Genomic DNA, 20,021 nt, shown 5'->3' on the forward strand with positions numbered 1-20,021 from the left:
CGGGTCACCTGCCGGAGAGCGACCGGGCGTAGTTGACCTGGTTGTTGAGGTGCTGCACCTGCCCCTGGTCGATGACCGGGATGCGGGCCACGTACTGCTGGGCGCCGTTGGTGACGGTCACCTGCACGGTGCCGTGGTGCCGGGTCTCCTTGATCAGCAGGAAGAACAGGCTGAAGAAGGTCAGGCAGAAGAAGCCGACGATCGCGCAGACCAGCGCCCAGGTGGCGATCTTCTCCTCACGGTGCCAGTAGTCGGCCACGTGCCAGGAGGCGCCGGCCAGCGGCAGCACCCCGGCCGGCGTGCGGATGATCGGCGGGCTCACCGTGATCTCGGCGATCTGCACCGCGACCACCTCCGGCCCGGCCGTCGCGAAGCCGGCCGGCACCGGGTGCGCCGGCATCGGAACCGGCGGGTACGGCCCGACCGCCGGCCACGCCCCGACGCCCGGCGCGGGCGGCCCGGAGAGCTGAGCGGGCGGCGCGGAGAACTGCGCGGGTGGCGCCGAGAAGTGCGCCGGGGGCCCGGAGAAGGGCGCCGGCGGTGCGGAGAACGGTGCGGGTGGCGGCGGGAACTGTGTCGGCCCGGCGGCGAACTGTCCCGCCGACGGGACCGGCGCCGCAGGAAACGGCGCGGCCGGGAACGGCGCGGTCGGCGGCGTGACCGGCAGCGGTGCGGTCCGCGGCGCGGCGGCCCACGGATCGATCGGCGGGTGCGCCTGGGTGTCCGGCTCCGAAGCGGGCAGCGGGGCCGTGGGATCGGTGCTCACCGGCACTCCCAACGCGAGATGATCACGCGGCGGAGACTACCGGCTGCCGTGCCGTCCCGGGTGCCCCCGAGTGTCCGGTCGGGACACCGGCGCGGTCAGGCGGACGCGCTCGGCGTCGGCTCGGCGGCCCGGTCCACCGGGGCCCGGTTGGGGCCGATGCCGGCAGCCCGGCGCGCCTCCCGGCGGGCCACCCAGCCGTAGCCGAACAGGGCCATCACGGCGAAGAGCCACCACTGCACGACGTAGCCAAAGTTCTGCCAGTTGTTGGTGTGCCCGACCGGCACCGCCTTGAACAGCGGGTCGGCCGCCGGTGTCTGCTCGTCGAGCAGCACGTAGGCGCCGTACACCGGGTAGGGCAGCTCGCGGGCCAGCCGCGACACCGCGATCCGTCGGGTCTCCAGCCGCCCGTCGCGGCGGTTCACCGCGCCGGCACCGCTCTCGGTCGCGTGCACCCGGCCGAGCACCGTCACGTCGCCGGCCGGCGCGGCGGGCACCGTCGGCTGGGCCATCGCCCCACCCGGCGCCGGCGGGACCCAACCCCGGTCCACCAGCAGCGCCGTGCCGTCGGCGAGCACCAACGGGGTCAGCACCTCGAAGCCGACCCGGCTCTCCACCGTCCGGCCACGGACCAGGATGGTGTTCGTCGGGTCGTACCGGCCGGTGGCGGTGATCCGGGTCCACACCTTGTCCTCGGCGGGGGCCGGGCCGACCGTCCCCGCGCCGCCGTTGGGGGCGCGCAGCGCGTCGGTCAGCGGGGCCGGGGTCATCCGCAGGCCGGCGTCGATCCGCTCGTTGACCTCGGTGCGGCCCCGGTAGCGGTCCAGCTGCCAGTTGCCGAGCAGGACCATGATCGCGGAGGCGACCAGGGTCAGGGCGAGCGCGCCCAGCCAGCGTGGGCTCAGCAGGAACCGGTACACCGCACCGAGGCTACCCGTATGACCGGGGCCACTCACCGCGACCGGGTCGCAACCGGTCGCACGGCACCGGTTGGCGGTGCTCGCGCGTCGGGCCGGGCGGGTATCGTCACGCGGACGGACGGGCCCCGGGTCCGCCGTCGCGTACCCGCCGCCGCCCACGAGGAGTCGATTGATGACCGTCGTGCCGCGCCTGGTGCTCAGCGCGCCGTCCTCCGGGCACGGCAAGAACGCGCTGGCTATCGGGCTGCTCGCCGCCCTGGCCGAGCGGGGTGTCGACGTCGCCGGGTTCAAGCTCGGCCCGGACCACGTCGACGCCGCCTACCTCGGCCTCGCCTCCGGTCGGCCGGGCCGGGTGATCGATCCCCGGCTGGTCGGCGTCGACCGGCTCGCCCCGCTGGTCGCGCACGGCGCCGCGGGTGCCGGGCTCGCCGTGGTGCAGGGCAGCATGGGCCTGTACGACTCGGTCGGCGGCCGCCCGGAGCAGGAGTCCACGGCCGCCGCGGCCGCCGCGCTGCGCAGCCCCGTGGTACTCGTGGTCGACGTGGCCGCGATGGGTCAGTCGGTGGCCGCGCTGGTGCACGGTTTCCGCTCGTACGACGAGCAGCTCTGGCTCGGCGGGGTGATCCTCAACCGGGTGGCGTCCTCGCGGCACGAGGGGATGCTGCGCGAGGCGCTCGACGACGTGGGTGTGCCGGTCTACGGCGCGCTGCGCCGGCAGGACCTCCCGGCGGTGCTGCCGTCGCGCCGGCACGGCGTGGTGCCGGTGGTCGGCGGGTCCGCCGACGCCGCCCGCGCGGTCCGCCGGCTGGGCGAGGCGGTCGCCGCCACGGTCGACCTGGAACGGCTGCTCGGGTTGGCCCGCTCCGCGCCGCCGCTGCCGGCCTCGGCGTGGTCACCGGAGGACGCGCTCGGTGCGGTGACGGTCCCGGCGGATCGCCCGCTGGTGGCGCTCGCCGGTGGGCCGGGCGGCAGCTTCAGCCACCCGGAGACGGCCGAGCTGCTGCGGGCCGCCGGCGCCGAGGTGGTGACGGTCGATCCGCTGCGCGACGAGGCGCTGCCGGCCGGCACCCGCGCGCTGGTCGTCGGTGGCGCGCTTCCCGAGGCGTACGCCGAGCAGCTGTCGGCCAACCGGCGGCTCTGCATCGCCGTGGCCGAGCTGGCGCGCACCGGGCGTCCCGTGGTCGCCGAGGGCACCGGCCTGCTGTGGCTGGCCCGGGAACTGGACGGGCTGCCGATGTGTGGGGTGCTGGACGCGGTCGGCGCCAGCCGGGACGGCCTGGTGGTGGGCTACCGGGAGGCGACCGCGCAGACCGACAGCGTCGTCGCCGCACGCGGCACGGTGCTGGTCGGGCACAAGGAGCACCGCGCGGTGCTCACCCCGCGTTCGGGTCAGCGTCCGGCTTGGAGCTGGGACGGCGGCACGCCGGAGGGCTTCGTCTGGCGCAACGTGCACGCCTCGCAGCTCACCCTGCACTGGGCCGGCCACCCGGCGACCGCCGCCCGGCTGGTCGAGGCGGCGGTGGCCGACCCGGCCGTCGAGGCGGCGCCCGTGGAGCCCGGCGGAGTGCCGGCGTGATCGGTCAGGTGGCGGTGCGCCGCTTCCCGGAGCTGACCGTCTCCACCCCGCGCACCGAGGTGCGGCGGCTCATCGCGGCCGACGCGGCGGCGGTCGGGGAGATCTTCGCCGACAAGCTCACCCGGCGCTGGCTGCCGCTGGCCGACGACTCGGGCCCGATCGACGGGCACGCCTGGTGCACCGACCTGGCCCGGCAGCGGCGCGACAGCGGCGAGGGGGACCACTGGGCGGTGCTCCGGCGGGAGGACGACCAGGTGGTGGGCTCACTGTGGACGCGGCGTACCGACTGGGGCGCCCGGACCACCGAGATCTCCTACGCGATGGCGCCGCACGCGCGCGGGTTCGGCCTGGCGGTCGAGGCCGTGGACGCGGTCGCCATCGCGCTGATCCTGGAGCACGGCTTCCAGCGCGTCGAGTTGCGGGTGGCCCCCGGCAACCTCGCCTCCCGCCGTGTCGCCGAGAAGGCCGGCTTCAGTTACGAGGGCCTGCTGCGCAACGCCGGTTTCGTCCGCGGTGGCCGGGCGGACCTCGAACTCTGGTCGTTCGTCGCCGCCGACCTGCGCTGACCCCGGCCGGTCAGCCGACGATGGCGTCCGACGGTGGGGTGAACTGGCGGGTCGGTTTGCCCTTCAGGCCGTCGCGCAGGGTCTCCGCGACCGCCCCGATCGGGATCTGCGACTGCCCGTCACCCACCGCGTTGAACGGGTTGTCCGGGTCGGAGATGAAGCTCGCCGCGGCCAACTCCGGGGTGTAGCCGACGAACCAGGCGGACCGGGTGCTGTCGGTGGTACCGGTCTTGCCGGCCACCGGGCGGCCGACCGTACCCCGGACGCTGTCGGCGGTGGACCAGCCGCCGCAGCTCCCACGGGCCGGGGTGTCCCCGGTCGGGCAGCGGGCGGCGTCGGTGGCCGCCCGGGCGGCGTCCGCGCTGACCACCTGCCGGCAGCGCGGCTTGGCCACCTCGCGTTGGATGCCGCTGGCGGTGGCGTACGTGGTCGGCGTGCCGTCCCGGTTCATGATCGCCTGCACCGGGATCGCCTCGCAGTACCGGCCGTCGGCGGCGATGGCGGCGTACGCGTTCGCCATCTCCAGCGGGGTGGCGTCGGAGACGCCCAGGGTGAACGCGCCCCACTTCGACGCCTTGGTCGGCGAGGCATGGTCCCGGTCCACGTCGGTCCGCCAGCGCAGCCCGAGCTGTTCGGCGAGGCGGACGCCCTTCTCCGCGCCCACCTGCTCCTCCAACCACACGAAGTACGTGTTCACCGACTTGCCGAAGCCGGACCACATGGTCTGCCGCCCGCTCATCGCCCCGCTGGCGTTCGACGGCGCCCAGCCGTCAAAGACCCGCGACTGGTACCGGTAAGGGGCGTTGAACTCCGTGGACAGCGTCTTGCCCGAGTTCAGTGCGGCCAGCATCGGGAACATCTTGAACGTCGATCCGGCCTGGTAGCCCGGCAGGTCACCGCCGCCGAGGAGCGGCGCCACCGTGTTCGGGTAGTTGGCCTTCACCTTCGGCCCCGCCTCGGGATTGGAGCTCTGTGGGTTCTCGCTCAGGTCCAGCGAGTACGTCCGGTTCACCGCCATCGCCTTCACCCGCCCGGTGCCGGGCTCGGAGAGCACGATGCCGTTGGCGAACGGGCTGCCGGTGCCCTCCTTCGCGCCGACGTTCTTCTCCGCCGCGTCCTGGATCTTCGGGTCGATGCTGAGCACGATCCGGTAGCCGCCCCGACGCAGCTTGTCCATCCGTTCCAGCCGGTTCGCCCCGAACGCGGGCTGTGCGCTCCACCAGTTCTTCAGGTAGTCGCAGGCGAAGCCCCAGCTGTTGTACTTCTCCGGCACCGCGGCGCAGTCGTTCGGCGGGCTGGTCAGCTTCAGCCGGATCGGCTCGGTCTTGGCGGCGGCGGCCGAGTCGGGGGAGAGGTAGCCGAGTTGGCTCATCCGGTCCAGGACGTAGTTGCGTCGGCCGGTGGCCTCCTTCTGGTCGGACTCGGCCGGGTCGTACTCCGACGGCGACTTGACCAGCCCGGCGAGGGTGGCCGCCTCGACCGGGGTGAGGTCCTTCGGGGTCTTGGAGAAGAAGATCTCGCTGGCCGCGTAGATGCCGTACGCCCGGTGCCCGAAGTACGCCGAGTTCAGGTAGCGCTCCAGGATCTGCTCCTTGCTCATCTCCTTCTCCAGGTCCAGCGCCATCCGCATTTCCTTGACCTTGCGCAGGCTGGTCTGCTGGGTGGCCTCCTGGACTTCCTTGGGGGTGGTGGCGCTGTCCCGCAGGGCCATCCGGACGTACTGCATGGTCAGGGTGGAGGCACCCTGGGAGACGCCGTTGGAGCGGGTGTTGGCCACGAAGGCCCGGGCCACGCCCTTCGGGTCGACGCCGTGGTGCTGGTAGAAGCGGGAGTCCTCGGCGGCGACAATCGCCTGCTGAATGTTCGGCGACATGTCCGACAGCTTGGTGTACTGCCGGTACTCCTCGTAGAACATGGTCAGCACGGTCCTGCCGTCCGGGGCGTAGAGGTACGACGTCTCGGCGGGCAGGGCGACGGCCAGCAGCTTGGTCTTCGCCTCCACGGCGTGCGCGGTGGCCTTCGCGCCGAGCCCGGTGAGGGCGACCAGCGGGTACGCGGCGGCGGCGATCACGATGCCGGCGATGAGCCCGGCGCGCAGGAGAGGGACGAGTCGACCAGCGGCAGCAAGGGGTCGGTTGCTCACATGGCCAAGTTATGACATTTCCGATTCGTGCATGAGAAGAACTCATAAACCGGCGGGTGGTGACGCGGCTTACGCCGGGATCAGCTGTCCCATCGGCCCCCTTCCCGGCAGGATCGCGGACATGCGTGATCAGCCGAGCGGAGTGGCGCCCGTCGCCGGGCCCGGACCGGCGGCTGCCCCCGAGCCGGACCTGGGACATCACGGCGACGCGGAGGTCGGTGGCGGGCTGATCGACCTGGCCGTCAACGTCCGCCAGGCACCGCTGCCGGACTGGCTGGCCGGCCCGATCAGCGCCAGCCTCAGCGACCTGGCCCGCTATCCGGACCCGGCGCCGGCCCGGGCCGCGGTCGCCGCCCGGCACCGGCGTCACCCGGACGAGGTACTGCTCACCGCCGGCGCCGCCGAGGGGTTCGTGCTGATCGCCCAGGCGCTGCGCGGGGTCCGCCGGCCGGTCGTGGTGCATCCCCAGTTCACCGAGCCGGAGGCGGCGCTGCGGGCCGCCGGGCACCCGGTGGAGCGGGTGCTGCTGGACCCGGCCGAGGACTTCCGGCTCGACCCGGACCGGGTGCCCGCCGACGCCGACCTGGTGATGATCGGCAACCCGACGAACCCGACCTCCGTGCTGCACCCCGCGCGCACCCTGGCCGCGCTGGCCCGCCCCGGCCGGGTGCTGGTGGTCGACGAGGCGTTCGCCGACACGACCGCCGCACCCGGACGCCCCGGCGAGGCCGAGTCCCTGGCCGAGCGTCGCGACCTGCCCGGGCTGCTCGTGCTGCGCAGCCTCACCAAGACGTGGGGCCTCGCCGGCCTGCGGATCGGCTACCTGCTCGGCGCGCCGGAGCTGCTGTCCCGGCTGGCCGCCGTCCAGCCGCTCTGGGCCGTCTCCACTCCCGCGCTGGCCGCCGCGTCGGCCTGCGCCAGCCCCGTCGCGGTCCAGGCCGAACGCGCGATCGCCGCCGACCTCGCCGCCGACCGCGACCACCTGACCGCCCGCCTGACCGAGCTGCCCGGCGTACGCGTCGTCGGCCGCCCGGCCAGCGCCTTCGTGCTGCTGCACCTGCCCGGAGCGACTCGCGTCCGGGCCGCGCTGCGCGACCGGGGCTGGGCGGTACGCCGGGGTGACACCTTCCCCGGCCTCGGCCCGGACTGGCTGCGGGTGGCCGTGCGCGACCGATCCACCACCGACGCGTTCATCGAGGTGCTGCGCGAGACCATGGAGGCATGATGCTGGAGAGCACGATCGCGGCGATTCAACCGCCGGACGAGTCGGCCATGGCCGACGCCCGTGAGCTGCACAGCCGGCTCACCAAGCCGGCGGGCTCGCTGGGCGTGCTGGAGGAGCTGTCGGTACGCCTCGCGGGCCTGGCCGGGGCCTGCCCGCCGCCGCTACCGGAGCCGGCCGCCGTGGCGATCTTCGCCGGGGACCACGGGGTGCACGCCCAGGGGGTGACCCCGTGGCCGCAGGAGGTCACCGGGCAGATGATCGGCAACTTCCTGGCCGGCGGAGCGGTGGTCAACGCGTTCGCCCGGCAGGCGGGCGCCTCGGTCACCGTGGTCGACGTCGGCGTGGCCACGCCACTGCCCGCCGGGTCGGCCCAGCCCGCCGCTGAGGGGGCCGGCCCGGTCGTCCTCGACCTGTCCACGCCCCGTCTGGTCGCCGCGTCCGTCCGGCGGGGCACCCGCGATCTCGCGGTGACCGCCGCGCTCACCCGGGACGAGGCGCGGGCAGCGGTGCAGACCGGTATCCGGATCGCCGACGAGTTGATCGACGCCGGGGCCGCCATCCTGCTCACCGGGGACATGGGCATCGGCAACACCACCCCGGCCGCCGTACTGATCGCCGCCTTCACCGGCGCCGACCCGCTCGACGCCACCGGCCGGGGCACCGGGGTCGACGACCCGACGTACGCCCGCAAGGTGGCGGTGGTGCGGGCCGCGTTGGCCCGGCACGCGCCCGACCCGGCCGACCCGCTGGGTGTGCTGGCCGCCGTCGGCGGCCTGGAGCACGCCGCGCTGGCCGGGCTGATCCTGGGCGCCGCCGCCCGCCGTACGCCGGTGCTGCTGGACGGCGTGATCGCGGTCTCCGCCGCCCTCGCCGCCGCCGCGTTCGCCCCGGACGCGGTCGGCGCCATGGTCGCCGGCCACCGCTCGGCCGAGCCGGGCGCGACGGTGGCGCTGCGCCACCTCGGCCTCGACCCGCTGATCGACCTGGGGCTGCGCCTCGGCGAGGGCACCGGCGCGCTGCTGGCGTTGCCGGTGGTCACCGGCGCCGTCCGGGTGTTGCACGAGGTGGCCACCTTCGACTCCGCCGGGGTGGCCGAGAAGTGAGCGGACGCAGTGAGCGAGCCCTCCGGGTCAGTAGCGCGGCGGCGGCGTGAGCACCAACCCGTACCCCCTCGGCCTGCGGCTCGACGGGCGGCGGGTGGTCGTGGTGGGCGGCGGCGCGGTCGCCACCCGACGGGTCCCGGCGCTGCTGGATGCCGGCGCGGACGTCCTGCTGGTGGCGCCGGAGCTGACCCCGGCGTTGCGCGCCCGGGCGGACGCGGGCCGGCTGCGCTGGGTGCCGCGCCGGTTCGAGCCGGACGACCTGAACGGGGCGTGGCTGGTCCAGGTGGCGATCGACGACCCGATCGCGGCGGCGACGGTGAGCGCCCTTGCCGCCGAGCGCCGGATCTTCTGCGTCCGGGCCGACGACCGGATGGCGGCCACCGCCTGGACGCCGGCGGTGACCCGGCACGGCCCGGTCACCGTGGCGGTGCTCGGCGGGGGTGACCCGCGCCGCGCGATGACCGTCCGCGACGCCATCCGCGACCTCCTCGGTGCGCGGAAGGCCCCGCCTCCGGTGGAGGAAGGGTCCCTTCCTGACGCTGGCGGGCGGGTGGCGCTGGTCGGTGCGGGACCGGGCGACCCGGAGCTGATCACGGTGAAGGGCTGGCGGCTGCTGACCGAGGCGGACGTGGTGGTCGCCGACCGGCTGGTGCCCGGGCTGCTCCTGGACGAGCTGCGCCCCGACGTCGAGCTGGTGGACGCCTCGAAGATCCCCTATGGACCGTCCCGGGCCCAGGAGGAGATCAACCGGATCCTGGTGGACCGGGCCCGGGCCGGCGCTTTCGTGGTGCGGCTCAAGGGCGGTGACCCGTACGTCTTCGGCCGGGGCGGCGAGGAACTGCTGGCGTGTGCGGAGGCCGGCGTACCGGTGACCGTGGTCCCCGGTGTGACCAGCTCGATCGCGGCACCCGCCGCGGCCGGTATCCCGGTCACCCACCGGGCGGTGGCACACGAGTTCACCGTGGTCTCCGGGCACGTCGCGCCCGACTCGCCGGCCTCGCTGGTGCGCTGGGAGGCGCTCGCCGGGCTGCGCGGCACTCTGGTGATCCTGATGGGGTTGAAGAACCTCGCCGCCATCACGGCCACCCTGATCGCGCACGGCCGGTCGCCGCAGACGCCGGCCGCTGTCGTCCAGGAGGCCACGACGGGTGCCCAGCGGATGGTGCGGTCCACGCTCGGCGCGGTGGCCGCCGACGTGCTCGCCGCCGACCTGCGCCCGCCAGCGGTCGTCGTGGTGGGCGACGTGGTGGACGCACTCGGCGGCTGAGGGGCAGCGCCGGGCCTCGACGTGGGGCCGCAGCGCTCGGCTGCCCGGGCGCGCGGGCGTCTGGGGCGCGCGAGCGCGGGGTCCGGGCTTGCGTGCCCTGGATCGTGCGGGTCGGGTTCGGGCGCGCGGTTTCCTGAAGCGTGCGGGTCCGGGCAGGTGGGCCCGGGAGCTGGTCCCGCGAAGGGGAGCAGGACACCTCCCAGCATCCTTTGCTCTGCTTCAACCGACGCAACACAAAGGGCCCCTGAGTGTTGCGCCCGTTGAAGCAGAGCAAAGGGCCCGTCGGGTGCTCCCTGGCCCGCCGGCCGGCGCCGACCAGGGCCGTCAGACAGCGCAGCGCACGGTCGCTGCCCACGAACAGACGACGGGCCGGGACATCGCTGCCCCGGCCCGTCGGCGAACTGCCGGTCCGCTACTGCTTGAGCATGTTGTCCAGCAGCAGGGCACACCGGATCAGACCGAGGTGGCTGTACGCCTGCGGGTGGTTGCCCAACCCGCGCTCCGCGAGCGGGTCGTACTGCTCGGGAAGCAGCCCGGTCGGGCCGGCGGTGAGCACCATCTGCGCGAACAGCTCCTCGGCGTCGATGCGGCGACCGGTGCGCAGGTACGCCTCGATCAGCCACGCCGTGCAGATGTGGAAGCCGCCCTCGCGGCCGGGCAGGCCGTCGTCCCAGTGGTAGCGGTACACGACGGGTCCGCTGCGCAGGTCCGCCTCGATCCGCAGCACGGTGGAGAGGAAGCGCGGGTCGTCACCCGGAAGCAGGCCGGAGAGCCCGATCCAGAGCGACGAGGCGTCCATGTCCTCGTCGCCGTACGCGACGCTGTACGCCTGGACCTCCTCGTGCCAGCCGTGCTCCAGCACGTTGGCGCCGATCCGGTCGCGCAGCTCCACCCACTCGGGCCGGTCCTCGCCGCCGTGCTGGCGCATGACGTGCAGCGCCCGATCGACAGTCATCCAGCACATCACCTTGGAGAAGATGTGGTGCCGGGGTGGCAGTCGCGCCTCCCAGATGCCGTGGTCGGGCTCGTGCCAGCGGCGGCGGACCGCCTCGACCATGTTTTCCAGCACCCGCCACTCGTCCTCGCGGACCGAGCCCCGGGCGTCGGCGACGGCCGCGATCAGGTCGGCGATCGGGCCGAAGACGTCCAGCTGGAGCTGGTGGTTGGCGAGGTTGCCGACCCGGACCGGCCGGGAGCCGGCGTACCCGGGCAGGGTGTCGATGACCGCCTCGGCGCCCAGCTCGTAGCCGTCGATGGTGTAGAGCGGGTGCAGCCGCTCCGGGTGCCCGCCGGTGCGCTCGATGCAGCCGTCCACCCAGAGCAGCAGCGCCTCGGCCTCCCCGAGGGAGCCCAGGTCGACCAGTGCGCGGGCGGTCAGCGCGGCGTCGCGGAGCCAGCAGTAGCGGTAGTCCCAGTTGCGGACGCCGCCCAGCTCCTCGGGCAGCGAGGTGGTCGCCGCGGCAAGGATCGAGCCGGTCGCCTCGTGGCAGAGCCCACGCAGGGTGAGCGCGCTGCGGGCGACCAGGTCGCGGGCGGTGGACGGCAGCCGCAGCGAGGCGACCCAGTCCTTCCAGGGCTGCTCGGCCGCGGCCTGCCGCTCGTGGATCGGCACCCGGTGGTGCTCCAGACTGTGCGTGCCGAAGCGCAGCTCCAGCACGACCTGCCCGCCGGCGGCGGAGAGGTCGATGACCGCCTTGGCGGTCTGGTACCCGCCGTCGTTGCTGACCTGCCACTGCACCCCGGGGGAGTAGAGCGCGACCGGCTCGTTGGAGCCGAGCACCAGCAGACCGTCGCCGAGCGGCTGCAACTGCACGGCCACCTGACCGAACTCAGGCCGTGGCGCGAACTCCACCCGGGCCCGGCCGTTGCCGGTGAGCACCCGGATCAGGGTCGAGTCGCCGGTGACCACCGCCGGGCCGTCCGGGGTGGTCTCCCGGGCCGGAAGGTCCAGCCAGTCGGTGACGGTGAGCCCGGACCACCGGGTCTCCACGGTCATCGTGCCGGAGCGATAGCGCTGGCCCAGCGGGATGCCCCCACGCTCCGGGGCGACGCTGAAGTGACCGGCCGGGCTGCCGCCGACCAGGTCGGCGAAGATCGCCGCCGAGTCCGGCTTGGGGTGGCAGAGCCAGCTGACCTTGGCCTCGGGGGTGAGCAGCGCGACGGTACGGCCGTTGGACAGCATGGAGTGCCGTTCGATCGGCACCGCCCGCTCGCCGAAGAGCCAGTGCCGGCGGGTCTCCAGCAGCAGCCCGAGCGCGCGGGCCGCCTCGAGCGGATCGGCCACCCGGTAGCCGGCCTGGGTGTCCCCGGGGCCGATCTTGATGCCGAGATCCGGGCCGTGCAGGTTGCCGAACGCGTTCTCGTCGGTCACGTCGTCACCGATGAAGAGCACCGCGCTGGCCGAGAGCTGGGTCCGCAGCTGGTCGACCGCGGTGCCCTTGTGGGTGGCCACCACGGAGAGCTCGAAGACCTCCTTGCCCTGGGTGACCGTCACGCCGTCCCAGGTGGCCGGCCCGTTGCGGACCGCCTCGATGGCCGCGGCGGCGATCTGCGGGTCGACTCCCCGGGTGTGCACCGCGACGCTGGCCGGCTTGCGTTCCAGCCGGATGCCCGGGTGCTCGGCGGCGATCTCGCGCAGCGCGTCCCGCACCCGGGTGCGCACCGCGACCAGCTCGGGGGAGAGTCGCTCGACGAAGCCGATGTCGAACTCGGAGCCGTGGCTGCCGACGAGGTGCACCTCGCTGGGCAGTCGGGAGAGGGCGGCCAGGTCGCGCAGCGCCCGGCCGGAGACCACCGCGACGGTGGTCTGCGGCAGCGCGGCGAGCGCGCGGACCGCGGCCACCGACTCGGGCAGCGGTACGGCGGTGCTCGGGTCCTCCACGATCGGCGCCAGTGTGCCGTCGTAGTCGCAGGCGATCAGGAGCTGGGGAACCCGGGCGATCCGGCCGATGGCGGCGCGCAGCTCGGGGTCCATCACCCCGGTGGCGATCGCCGCTCCGTCGCTGACGGACGTGTTCACGCGGCCTCCGCCTCGGAAACTCCAAGCTCGGAGAGGAAAGACTTGGCCCAGTGCCCCACGTCGTTGGTACGCAGGTGACGTTGCATTGTCCGCATCCGGCGGCGTGCCTCGGTTTTCTCCACGTGCACGGCCCGGAGCAGGGCGTCCTTGACCGCGTCCGGGTCGTGCGGGTTGCACAAAAAGGCCTGGCGCAGCTCCGTGGCCGCGCCGGCGAATTCACTGAGCACGAGCGCGCCACCCTGGTCGGCGCGCGATGCGACGTACTCCTTGGCTACCAGATTCATTCCGTCTCGCAGCGGGGTCACCATCATCACGTCGGCAGCGACGTACATCGCGGCCAGTTCACTGCGACTGTACGACTGATGCAGGTAGTGCACCGCAGGCACGCCGACTCGGCCGAATTCGCCATTAATCCGACCAACCTCGCGCTCCACCTTCACCCGAAGCGCCTGGTAATGCTCGACGCGCTCGCGGCTCGGCGTGGCCACCTGCACCATAACTGCGTCCGGGACTGTCAACTTTCCGTCAGACAGGAGTTCGCGGAAAGCCTTCAGCCGCAACTCGATGCCCTTGGTGTAATCCAGTCGGTCCACGCCCAGGATTATCGTCTTCGGGTCGCCCAGTTCGGCGCGGATCTGCTTCGCCCGTGCCTGGACCGCCGGGTCGGCGGCCATCCGTTCCATCTCCTGGGTGTCGATCGAGATGGGGAAGGCGCCCGCCTTCACCTGCCGACCGTCGACCTGGATCATCTGCCCCTCGTAGCGGAGCCCGAGCAGGTGCCGGGCCAGCCGGACGAAGTTCTGCGCCGCCAGCCGCTGCTGGAAGCCGACCAGGTCGGCGCCGAGCAGGCCGCGCAGGATCTCGGTGCGGAACGGCATCTGCATGAACAGCTCGATCGGCGGGAACGGGATGTGCAGGAAAAAGCCGATCCGCAGGTCGGGCCGCAGCTCCCGCAGCATCGCCGGCACCAGCTGGAGCTGGTAGTCCTGCACCCAGACCGTCGCGCCCTCGGCCGCGACGTCCGCCGCGGCCTCCGCGAACCGCGCGTTGACCAGGCGGTACGCCTCCCGCCAGCGGCGCTTGTAGGCCGGCGTCTCCACCGCGTCGTGGTAGAGCGGCCAGATCGTCGCGTTGGACTGGCCCTCGTAGTAGCGCTCCAACTCCTCGGCGCTCAACGGGACCGGGTGCAGCCGGATGCCCTCCAGGTCGAACGGCTCGGGGGCGGCACCGGTGCCGCCGGCCCAGCCGACCCAGGTCCCCTGGTGCTCCGCGAGCACGGGATGCAGCGCGGTGACCAGCCCGCCGGGGCTGCGTCGCCACTGCCGTCCCTCAGGTGTGCTCACCTCGTCGACCGGCAGACGGTTCGCCACTACGACAAAGGAGCTACGGACGGTCACGATCGGCCACCTCCGGGTACTGACGGGTCCACCGCGAATGAGCGTACTGAGCGTAGCTGCGGCCTCTGTTGCCCCGTGCCGGAGTTCCGTACCCGCCCCACGGTGGCTGAATCGGAATCGTGATCTTGTCTACAGGTGGTTCGGTGAGCGGCACGACGTACTCCTGGGGCGGGGTGATGTGGGCGAAGCTGGCCGTACCTGTCAGGATTGACGATGGCGTGCGCGCGGCCGGCTCCCGGCCGGCGGCGGCGGGCGGAGGTCGCAGCCCGCGCCGCGCCGCCGATCATGCGACAGCAACCGACGGAGGTAGCCCGCACCGTGGCCCAGTTCATCTACGTCCTGGAAAAGGCGCGCAAGGCGCACGGCGACAAGGTCGTGCTCGACAACGTGACGCTGAACTTCCTGCCGGGGGCCAAGATCGGTGTGGTCGGCCCGAACGGTGCCGGAAAGTCCAGCCTCCTCAAGATCATGGCAGGGCTGGACAAGCCGAGCAACGGCGAGGCCCGGCTGATGCCCGGCTACACCGTCGGCATGCTCGCCCAGGAGCCCCCGCTCAACGACGCCAAGACCGTGCTCGGCAACGTCGAGGAGGCGGTCGCCGAGACCAAGGCCAAGCTGGAGCGGTTCAACAAGATCGCCGAGCAGATGGCCACCGACTACTCCGACGAGCTGATGGAGGAGATGGGCAAGCTCCAGGAGGAGCTGGACCACGCCGACGCGTGGGACATCGACTCCAAGCTCGAGCTGGCCATGGACGCGCTGCGCTGCCCGCCGCCGGACGCCGACGTGACCCAGCTCTCCGGTGGTGAGCGCCGCCGGGTCGCGCTCTGCAAGCTGCTGCTGGAGGCCCCCGACCTGCTGCTGCTCGACGAGCCCACCAACCACCTGGACGCGGAGAGCGTCTCCTGGCTGGAGCAGCACCTGGCCAAGTACGCCGGCACCGTCATGGCGATCACGCACGACCGGTACTTCCTCGACAACGTGGCCAACTGGATCCTGGAGCTGGACCGCGGTCGCACCTACCCGTACGAGGGCAACTACTCCACGTACCTGGAGAAGAAGGCCGCCCGGCTGGCCGTCGAGGGTCGCCGCGACGCCAAGATGAAGAAGCGCCTCACCGAGGAGCTGGAGTGGGTCCGCTCCAACGCCAAGGCCCGCCAGACCAAGTCCAAGGCCCGCCTGGACCGGTACGACGAGATGGCCACCGAGGCGGAGAAGACCCGCAAACTGGACTTCGAGGAGATCCAGATCCCGCCGGGCCCGCGCCTGGGCAGCACGGTGATCGAGGCGCAGAGCCTCAGCAAGGGCTTCGGCGACCGGCTGCTGATCGACAACCTGTCGTTCTCGCTGCCCCGCAACGGCATCGTCGGCATCATCGGCCCGAACGGCGTCGGCAAGACCACGCTGTTCAAGACCATCGTCGGGCTGGAGGAGCCGACCAGCGGCGAGGTCCGGGTCGGCCCCACCGTCTCGCTGTCGTACGTCGACCAGAACCGGCAGGGCCTCGACGGCGACAAGACCGTCTGGGAGGTCGTCTCCGACGGGCTGGACTACCTGATGGTGGGCAAGGTCGAGATGCCGTCGCGGGCGTACATCGCCGCGTTCGGCTTCAAGGGGCCGGACCAGCAGAAGCCGACCAAGGTGCTCTCCGGCGGCGAGCGTAACCGGCTCAACCTGGCGCTGACCCTGAAGATCGGCGGCAACGTCATCCTGCTCGACGAGCCGACGAACGACCTGGACGTGGAGACCCTCTCCAGCCTGGAGAACGCGCTGCTGGAGTTCCCCGGCTGCGCCGTGGTCATCTCCCACGACCGGATGTTCCTGGACCGGGTCGCCACGCACATTCTGGCCTGGGAGGGCGACGACCAGAACCCGGCGAAGTGGTTCTGGTTCGAGGGCAACTTCGAGGCGTACGAGAAGAACAAGATCGACCGCCTCGGCGCGGAGGCCGCCCGGCCGCACCGGGTGACCTACCGCAAGCTGACCCGCGACTGACCGGGCCGAGAAGGTGTCTGACCGGTTCATCTACCACTGCACACTGCGCTGGTCCGACCTGGACGCGTACGGCCACGTCAACAACTCGCGCTTCCTCACGCTGTACGAGGAGGCGCGGGTGGCGTTGATGTTCGCCGGCGGCCGGGCCTGGGGGGTCGGCTCGTTCGCCGACGGGGTGGTCATCCGCCGGCACGAGGTCGACTACCTGCGCCCGGTCGACTACGCGCTGGGGCGGGCCACCGCGGAGGCCGCGCCGACCGTCCGGATCGAGCTGTGGGTGGAGGAGATCCGGGCCTCCCGGTTCACCGTCGCCTACGAGCTCTACGACGGCGAGGTGCTGGCCAGCCGGGCCCGCTCGGTGCTGGTGCCGTTCGACCTGACCCGGCAGGTGCCCCGGCGGATCAGCGCCGAGGAGCGGGAGTTCCTCCTCACCTACGCCCCGCAGGGCGGCGCGGCGTGACCCGGCCGGGCACGGCGGAGCCCGGCCGGGCGGCCGCGCCGTCGCCCGGGCACGGCGTCACCGGCGTGGCCGACGCGGGCGCCTTCCTGGCCCGGCTGGTCCGGCTGGATCCGGCCGCGCCGGTCCGGCTGCGGCCGGCCGGCGCCGCCGGCCGGGTCGCCCTGTGGGCCCGGCTGCCGTGGCAGGTGCTGGTGGTCCGGACCGTCGACGGCGGTCCGGCCGACGGCGCGCCCACGGACGTCACGGTGGCCGCCGCGGAGCTGCTGGCGGAGCTGGAGCGAGGGGGTGCGGCCCTGCCGGCACGTCGGGACGCGCAGTGGCGGTGGCCGCTGCCGCCGGCGCGCAGCCGGCCGGTGGAGGCGCTGCCCGCCGCCGAACTGTGGCGCATCGCGGGCGCGGCGGCGGGCACCCTGCGCACCGCGAGCGAGCAGGGCGTGGCCGGCCGCGCGGTGGGCCAGCGGGCGCTGCGCGACGCGCTGCTCGACCACGTGGCGGTGCTGGTCACCCCGGACGGGCCGCCCGGCCCCCCGGTGGAGGTGCCGCAGCGACTGGTGCAGGGGCTGATCCGGATGGGCTTCCTGGGTGCGGCTGAGCGCCCGGCGGGCGGCGCCGCCCGGGCCGCCGTCCAGGTTCGGGTGGCCGGCCGATGGGTTGGCCTGGTGGGACCATACGGAGCGGCCTGGTTGCAGAAGGCCACCGATCTCGCCGTGACGCCCCTGACTACTCGTCCGAACGGATGACCCCTGGTCATTCTTCTGGGCTGGGGCGGTCGTTGGGGGGGTGCTTCAACCCGGCTGTCCGGGTACCGTCCATCCTCGGATCCAACGCACCGTAGGCGGCTGGATCCGCTGGGGAGTGAGGTGCGCGAGCGATGCCGTGGTGGTCATGGCGCCCGGGTCCTGCCGAGGGCGGCGATCCGGAAACCCGAAGCGGGATCACAGTGGAGAGCGCGGTCCGGGTCGGGCCGCCCAACCCTCGCCAGCCGGGGGACGACTGCCCGTCCAACGAGCGGCCCGTGCTGACCGAGATGCCGGCCACCGTCGAGCCGGTGAACCTGCGCAGGGTCTGTGACGCACTCGATCTGCTCGACGTGCGCTATCTGGCCGACGGCGACGGCAACCTGCTGGCCATGTGGGAGCGGCACGCCGTGCTGGTCACCCTCGAGGGGCCGGAGGACGAGATCCTGGTGATGCGGGCCCGTCCGCACGCCACGGTTCCGCCGGACTGGGCCGACCGGGCCTACCGGGTGGTCAACGAGTGGAACCACACCCGCCGGTTCTGCAAGGCGTACATCGGTGACCCGACCGAGCGCGGGCAGCTACCGATCTACGCGGAGCTTCAGGTGCCCCTCGGTGCTGGCACCCACGACGCGCTGCTGGTCGAGATGCTCGACTGCGGCGCCGCGGTGGCCACCAGCTTCGTGGACTGGCTGCACGACGAGGGCGCGCTGCTCTGAGGCTGCCGCGCGGGCCGGGTGCCCCGGGCGGGCCGTCAGGCGCCGTCGGCCGCATCCTCCGTGGCGTTGACCATGAAGTACGCGGCCCGCTCCAGGTAGTCCCAGAGCGCGCCGGCGACCGCCGGCTCCAGGTCGAGCCGGTCCACGGCGCGGCGCATGTGCCGCAGCCAGGCGTCCCGCTCGGCCAGGCCGATGCGGAACGGGGCGTGCCGCACCCGCAGCCGTGGGTGCCCCCGCTGGGCAGAGTACGTGTTCGGGCCGCCCCAGTACTGCATCAGGAACAGGGTCAGCCGGTCCGCGGCCGGGCCCAGGTCCTCCTCCGGGTACATCGGCCGGAGCAGGGGATCGGTGGCGACGCCGGCGTAGAACTCGTCCACCAGCTTGCGGAAGGTGGGCTCACCGCCGACCGCCTCGAAGAGGGTCGTCGACGCACCGGGACGGTCGGATTCGCCTGCGGGATTCACCGTTCCATCCTGCCAGGTGCGGTCCGTGCCAGCCCGCCCCGGCCGCCGTGGGTCGGGTCACGCCGGGCCCGCTGCCGTCGGAGGCGGCGAACGGCTCAGGTGACGGCGTGCCGGCGCCGGCCGTCACCGGTACGCGGCTCGGGGCCCGCCGCCGTGCCGTCGGTGGTCGGGTCGTCCGGGCTCGGCCGGCCGGCCGGTGCCTCCGCGTTGGCCGCGGACGCCGCCGCGACGGCGCTGTCCACCGTCTGCCTGTCCGGCCAGCGCAGCGCCGCCACCATCATCAGCAGCACCCCGGCCGCGCTCCACACCCCGACCACCAGCGGGATGGCGAACCGCTCGGCGAGCAACCCGGTGACCAGCACGGCCAGACCCTGGATGACCTGCACACCGGTGGCCATCACGCCGAAGGCGCGGGCCCGGAAGTTGCCGGGCAGCGCCTGGACGAACAGCCCGTTGGCCATCGGCAGCATGCCGGCGACCGCGAACCCGCAGAGGGCCGCGAGCAGCGCCACCACCAGTGGCGGCGGGTCGAACAGCGCCGGCACCAGCACCAGCGGGGCGAACACCGCGAGCGGCCGCATCAGGGCCAGCCGGCGGGCCGGGCCGAACAACCGGCTCACCAGCAGCCCGCCGAGGATGAAACCGATCGGGTTGGCCACCATGATCACCGCCTGGGCCACGCCCACGTCCAGGTCGCCGCCCGCGTCCCGGTTGGCCCAGGCCGCGGCCAGCCCCTCGGGGACGATCGAGAAGAGCATCGCGCTGAACACCAGCACCGCGATGGCCCGCAGCACCGGTGTGCCGAACACGATCTGGAACCCCTGGGCCGTCTCGCGGAGCAGGTGGCTGCGGTGCGCGGTGGTCATCAGCGGGGCCCGGTCGCGGACGCCGAGGCGGACGATCAGCGCCGAGACGGCGAAGGTCAACGCGTTGATCAGCAGCGCGAGGCCCGGGTCGATCGCGGCGACGGCGACACCGAGCACGTAGCCGACGACCTGGGCGGCCTGCCCGACGCTGCTGTTCAGCGACAACCCGACGACCAGCCGGTCCCCGGCGAGGATCTGCGGCATCAGCGCGGACTTCGCCGCCTGGCTGGGCGGGTTGGCGAGCGTGGCGGCGAAGATGAGCACCAGCACCGCCGGGACCGGCAGGTTCGGGATGGCGATGAGCAGCATCAGCGCCATCCGGATCACGTCACACGCCACCATCACCCGCCGGTACGGGTGCCGCTCGGCCAGCGCGGCGAGCAGTGGGCCGCCGAGCAGCCACGGCAGGTAGCTGACCGCGAAGGCGGCGGCGGAGAGCGCGACGGATTCGGTCTGCTGGTAGACGAGCAGCGTGACGGCGGCCTTCGCGACGTAGTCACCGACCCAGGAGAGGGCGCCGGCCGTGAAGGTGGCACGGAACTCGCGTTGGTCGAACACCTCGCGAAAAGTGGCCGGGCCTTCCACGGAAGGTCGCTCGTCGGGCACCGTCGCCTCCATTGGCCCCCGGGGCGACCACTCGTAGCAGCCCTGCCGGGAACACTCGTCAGATCTACGGATCAGCGAGGATGTGATCACGCTCCGGCGGAAACGCGTGCCCCGGATTCTGCCCGATCGTCTGACAACTAGCTAGGGCGAACGGATCGTTCGTCGCATCCCCGACTGAACGAACGGACGATACCT

The 20,021-nt window shown here is 73.2% G+C and carries 16 protein-coding genes; 9 read left to right on the forward strand and 7 right to left on the reverse strand.

The genetic code is table 11. The features are described 5' to 3' along the window. Positions 1-4 precede the first annotated feature (4 nt). Both AB0K07_RS29720 and AB0K07_RS29725 read right to left on the reverse strand, forming a co-directional pair. Entirely contained in the window at positions 5-766 is a 762-nt protein-coding gene (locus AB0K07_RS29720; RefSeq protein ID WP_363760598.1) for a hypothetical protein, read from the reverse strand. 95 nt (positions 767-861) lie between these two features. Continuing rightward, the gene (locus AB0K07_RS29725) at positions 862-1,683 is read right to left on the reverse strand and encodes an SURF1 family protein (protein ID WP_363760601.1); all 822 of its coding nucleotides are present in this window, start codon (positions 1,681-1,683) and stop codon (positions 862-864) included. Positions 1,684-1,855: 172 nt separating this feature from the next. On the opposite strand from AB0K07_RS29725, the gene AB0K07_RS29730 reads away from it, so the two are divergent. Together AB0K07_RS29730 and AB0K07_RS29735 are read left to right on the forward strand one after the other, a co-directional pair. Next, on the forward strand, positions 1,856-3,259 hold the full coding sequence (locus AB0K07_RS29730) for a cobyrinate a,c-diamide synthase (protein ID WP_363760604.1): 1,404 nt from the start codon (positions 1,856-1,858) through the stop codon (positions 3,257-3,259). Continuing rightward, positions 3,256-3,825, forward strand: coding sequence for a GNAT family protein (locus AB0K07_RS29735; RefSeq protein ID WP_363760607.1), 570 nt, complete (start codon positions 3,256-3,258; stop codon positions 3,823-3,825). Before AB0K07_RS29730 ends, AB0K07_RS29735 begins: the two co-directional genes overlap by 4 nt. A gap of 10 nt (positions 3,826-3,835) precedes the next feature. On the opposite strand, the gene AB0K07_RS29740 is transcribed toward AB0K07_RS29735, so the two are convergent. Continuing rightward, positions 3,836-5,968 (reverse strand): transglycosylase domain-containing protein, encoded by a 2,133-nt coding sequence (locus AB0K07_RS29740; RefSeq protein ID WP_363760610.1) that lies wholly within the window; start codon positions 5,966-5,968, stop codon positions 3,836-3,838. 121 nt (positions 5,969-6,089) lie between these two features. On the opposite strand from AB0K07_RS29740, the gene cobC reads away from it, so the two are divergent. The 3 genes from cobC to cobA are packed head-to-tail and all read left to right on the forward strand — an operon-like array spanning position 6,090 to position 9,563. Continuing rightward, on the forward strand, positions 6,090-7,193 hold the full coding sequence (gene cobC, locus AB0K07_RS29745; RefSeq protein WP_363760613.1) for an Rv2231c family pyridoxal phosphate-dependent protein CobC: 1,104 nt from the start codon (positions 6,090-6,092) through the stop codon (positions 7,191-7,193). Next, positions 7,193-8,296, forward strand: coding sequence for a nicotinate-nucleotide--dimethylbenzimidazole phosphoribosyltransferase (gene cobT, locus AB0K07_RS29750; RefSeq protein WP_363760713.1), 1,104 nt, complete (start codon positions 7,193-7,195; stop codon positions 8,294-8,296). Before cobC ends, cobT begins: the two co-directional genes overlap by 1 nt. Before the next feature lie 46 nt (positions 8,297-8,342). Then, positions 8,343-9,563 carry a uroporphyrinogen-III C-methyltransferase gene (gene cobA, locus AB0K07_RS29755; protein WP_363760616.1) on the forward strand — a complete coding sequence of 407 codons (1,221 nt, stop codon included), beginning with the start codon at positions 8,343-8,345 and terminating at the stop codon, positions 9,561-9,563. Between the two features lie 412 nt (positions 9,564-9,975). On the opposite strand, the gene otsB is transcribed toward cobA, so the two are convergent. Both otsB and AB0K07_RS29765 read right to left on the reverse strand, forming a co-directional pair. Then, positions 9,976-12,537 (reverse strand): trehalose-phosphatase, encoded by a 2,562-nt coding sequence (otsB, locus tag AB0K07_RS29760; RefSeq protein ID WP_363760716.1) that lies wholly within the window; start codon positions 12,535-12,537, stop codon positions 9,976-9,978. Positions 12,538-12,578: 41 nt separating this feature from the next. Next, the gene (locus tag AB0K07_RS29765; RefSeq protein ID WP_363760619.1) at positions 12,579-13,979 is read right to left on the reverse strand and encodes a trehalose-6-phosphate synthase; all 1,401 of its coding nucleotides are present in this window, start codon (positions 13,977-13,979) and stop codon (positions 12,579-12,581) included. 318 nt (positions 13,980-14,297) lie between these two features. On the opposite strand from AB0K07_RS29765, the gene ettA reads away from it, so the two are divergent. The 4 genes from ettA (at position 14,298) to AB0K07_RS29785 (ending at position 17,890) form a co-directional block, all read left to right on the forward strand. Further along, the gene (ettA, locus tag AB0K07_RS29770) at positions 14,298-15,974 is read left to right on the forward strand and encodes an energy-dependent translational throttle protein EttA (protein WP_363760622.1); all 1,677 of its coding nucleotides are present in this window, start codon (positions 14,298-14,300) and stop codon (positions 15,972-15,974) included. A gap of 13 nt (positions 15,975-15,987) precedes the next feature. Beyond that, positions 15,988-16,434, forward strand: coding sequence for a thioesterase family protein (locus AB0K07_RS29775; protein WP_363760625.1), 447 nt, complete (start codon positions 15,988-15,990; stop codon positions 16,432-16,434). Further along, complete coding sequence (locus AB0K07_RS29780) at positions 16,431-17,174, forward strand: hypothetical protein (RefSeq protein ID WP_363760628.1); 744 nt, start codon at positions 16,431-16,433, stop codon at positions 17,172-17,174. Before AB0K07_RS29775 ends, AB0K07_RS29780 begins: the two co-directional genes overlap by 4 nt. Positions 17,175-17,305: 131 nt before the next feature. Continuing rightward, entirely contained in the window at positions 17,306-17,890 is a 585-nt protein-coding gene (locus AB0K07_RS29785; RefSeq protein ID WP_363760631.1) for a YbjN domain-containing protein, read from the forward strand. Between the two features lie 35 nt (positions 17,891-17,925). On the opposite strand, the gene AB0K07_RS29790 is transcribed toward AB0K07_RS29785, so the two are convergent. After that, positions 17,926-18,354 (reverse strand): globin, encoded by a 429-nt coding sequence (locus tag AB0K07_RS29790; RefSeq protein WP_363760634.1) that lies wholly within the window; start codon positions 18,352-18,354, stop codon positions 17,926-17,928. Positions 18,355-18,449: 95 nt separating this feature from the next. Then, positions 18,450-19,838: an MFS transporter gene (locus tag AB0K07_RS29795; RefSeq protein ID WP_363760637.1), complete on the reverse strand. Its 1,389-nt coding sequence runs from the start codon at positions 19,836-19,838 to the stop codon at positions 18,450-18,452. Positions 19,839-20,021 lie beyond the last annotated feature (183 nt).

The organism is Micromonospora sp. NPDC049301 (genome assembly GCF_040678715.1).
Classification (GTDB): Bacteria; Actinomycetota; Actinomycetes; order Mycobacteriales; family Micromonosporaceae; genus Micromonospora.

Coding starts and splice junctions, on each gene's coding strand:
- AB0K07_RS29730 (WP_363760604.1), top strand. CDS start 1,856: ATGACCGTCGTGCCGCGCCTGGTGCTCAGCGCGCCGTCCTCCGGGCAC.
- cobC (WP_363760613.1), top strand. CDS start 6,090: ATGCGTGATCAGCCGAGCGGAGTGGCGCCCGTCGCCGGGCCCGGACCG.
- cobT (WP_363760713.1), top strand. CDS start 7,193: ATGCTGGAGAGCACGATCGCGGCGATTCAACCGCCGGACGAGTCGGCC.
- otsB (WP_363760716.1), bottom strand. CDS start 12,537: ATGGACCCCGAGCTGCGCGCCGCCATCGGCCGGATCGCCCGGGTTCCC.
- AB0K07_RS29785 (WP_363760631.1), top strand. CDS start 17,306: ATGCCGTGGTGGTCATGGCGCCCGGGTCCTGCCGAGGGCGGCGATCCG.
- AB0K07_RS29795 (WP_363760637.1), bottom strand. CDS start 19,838: ATGGAGGCGACGGTGCCCGACGAGCGACCTTCCGTGGAAGGCCCGGCC.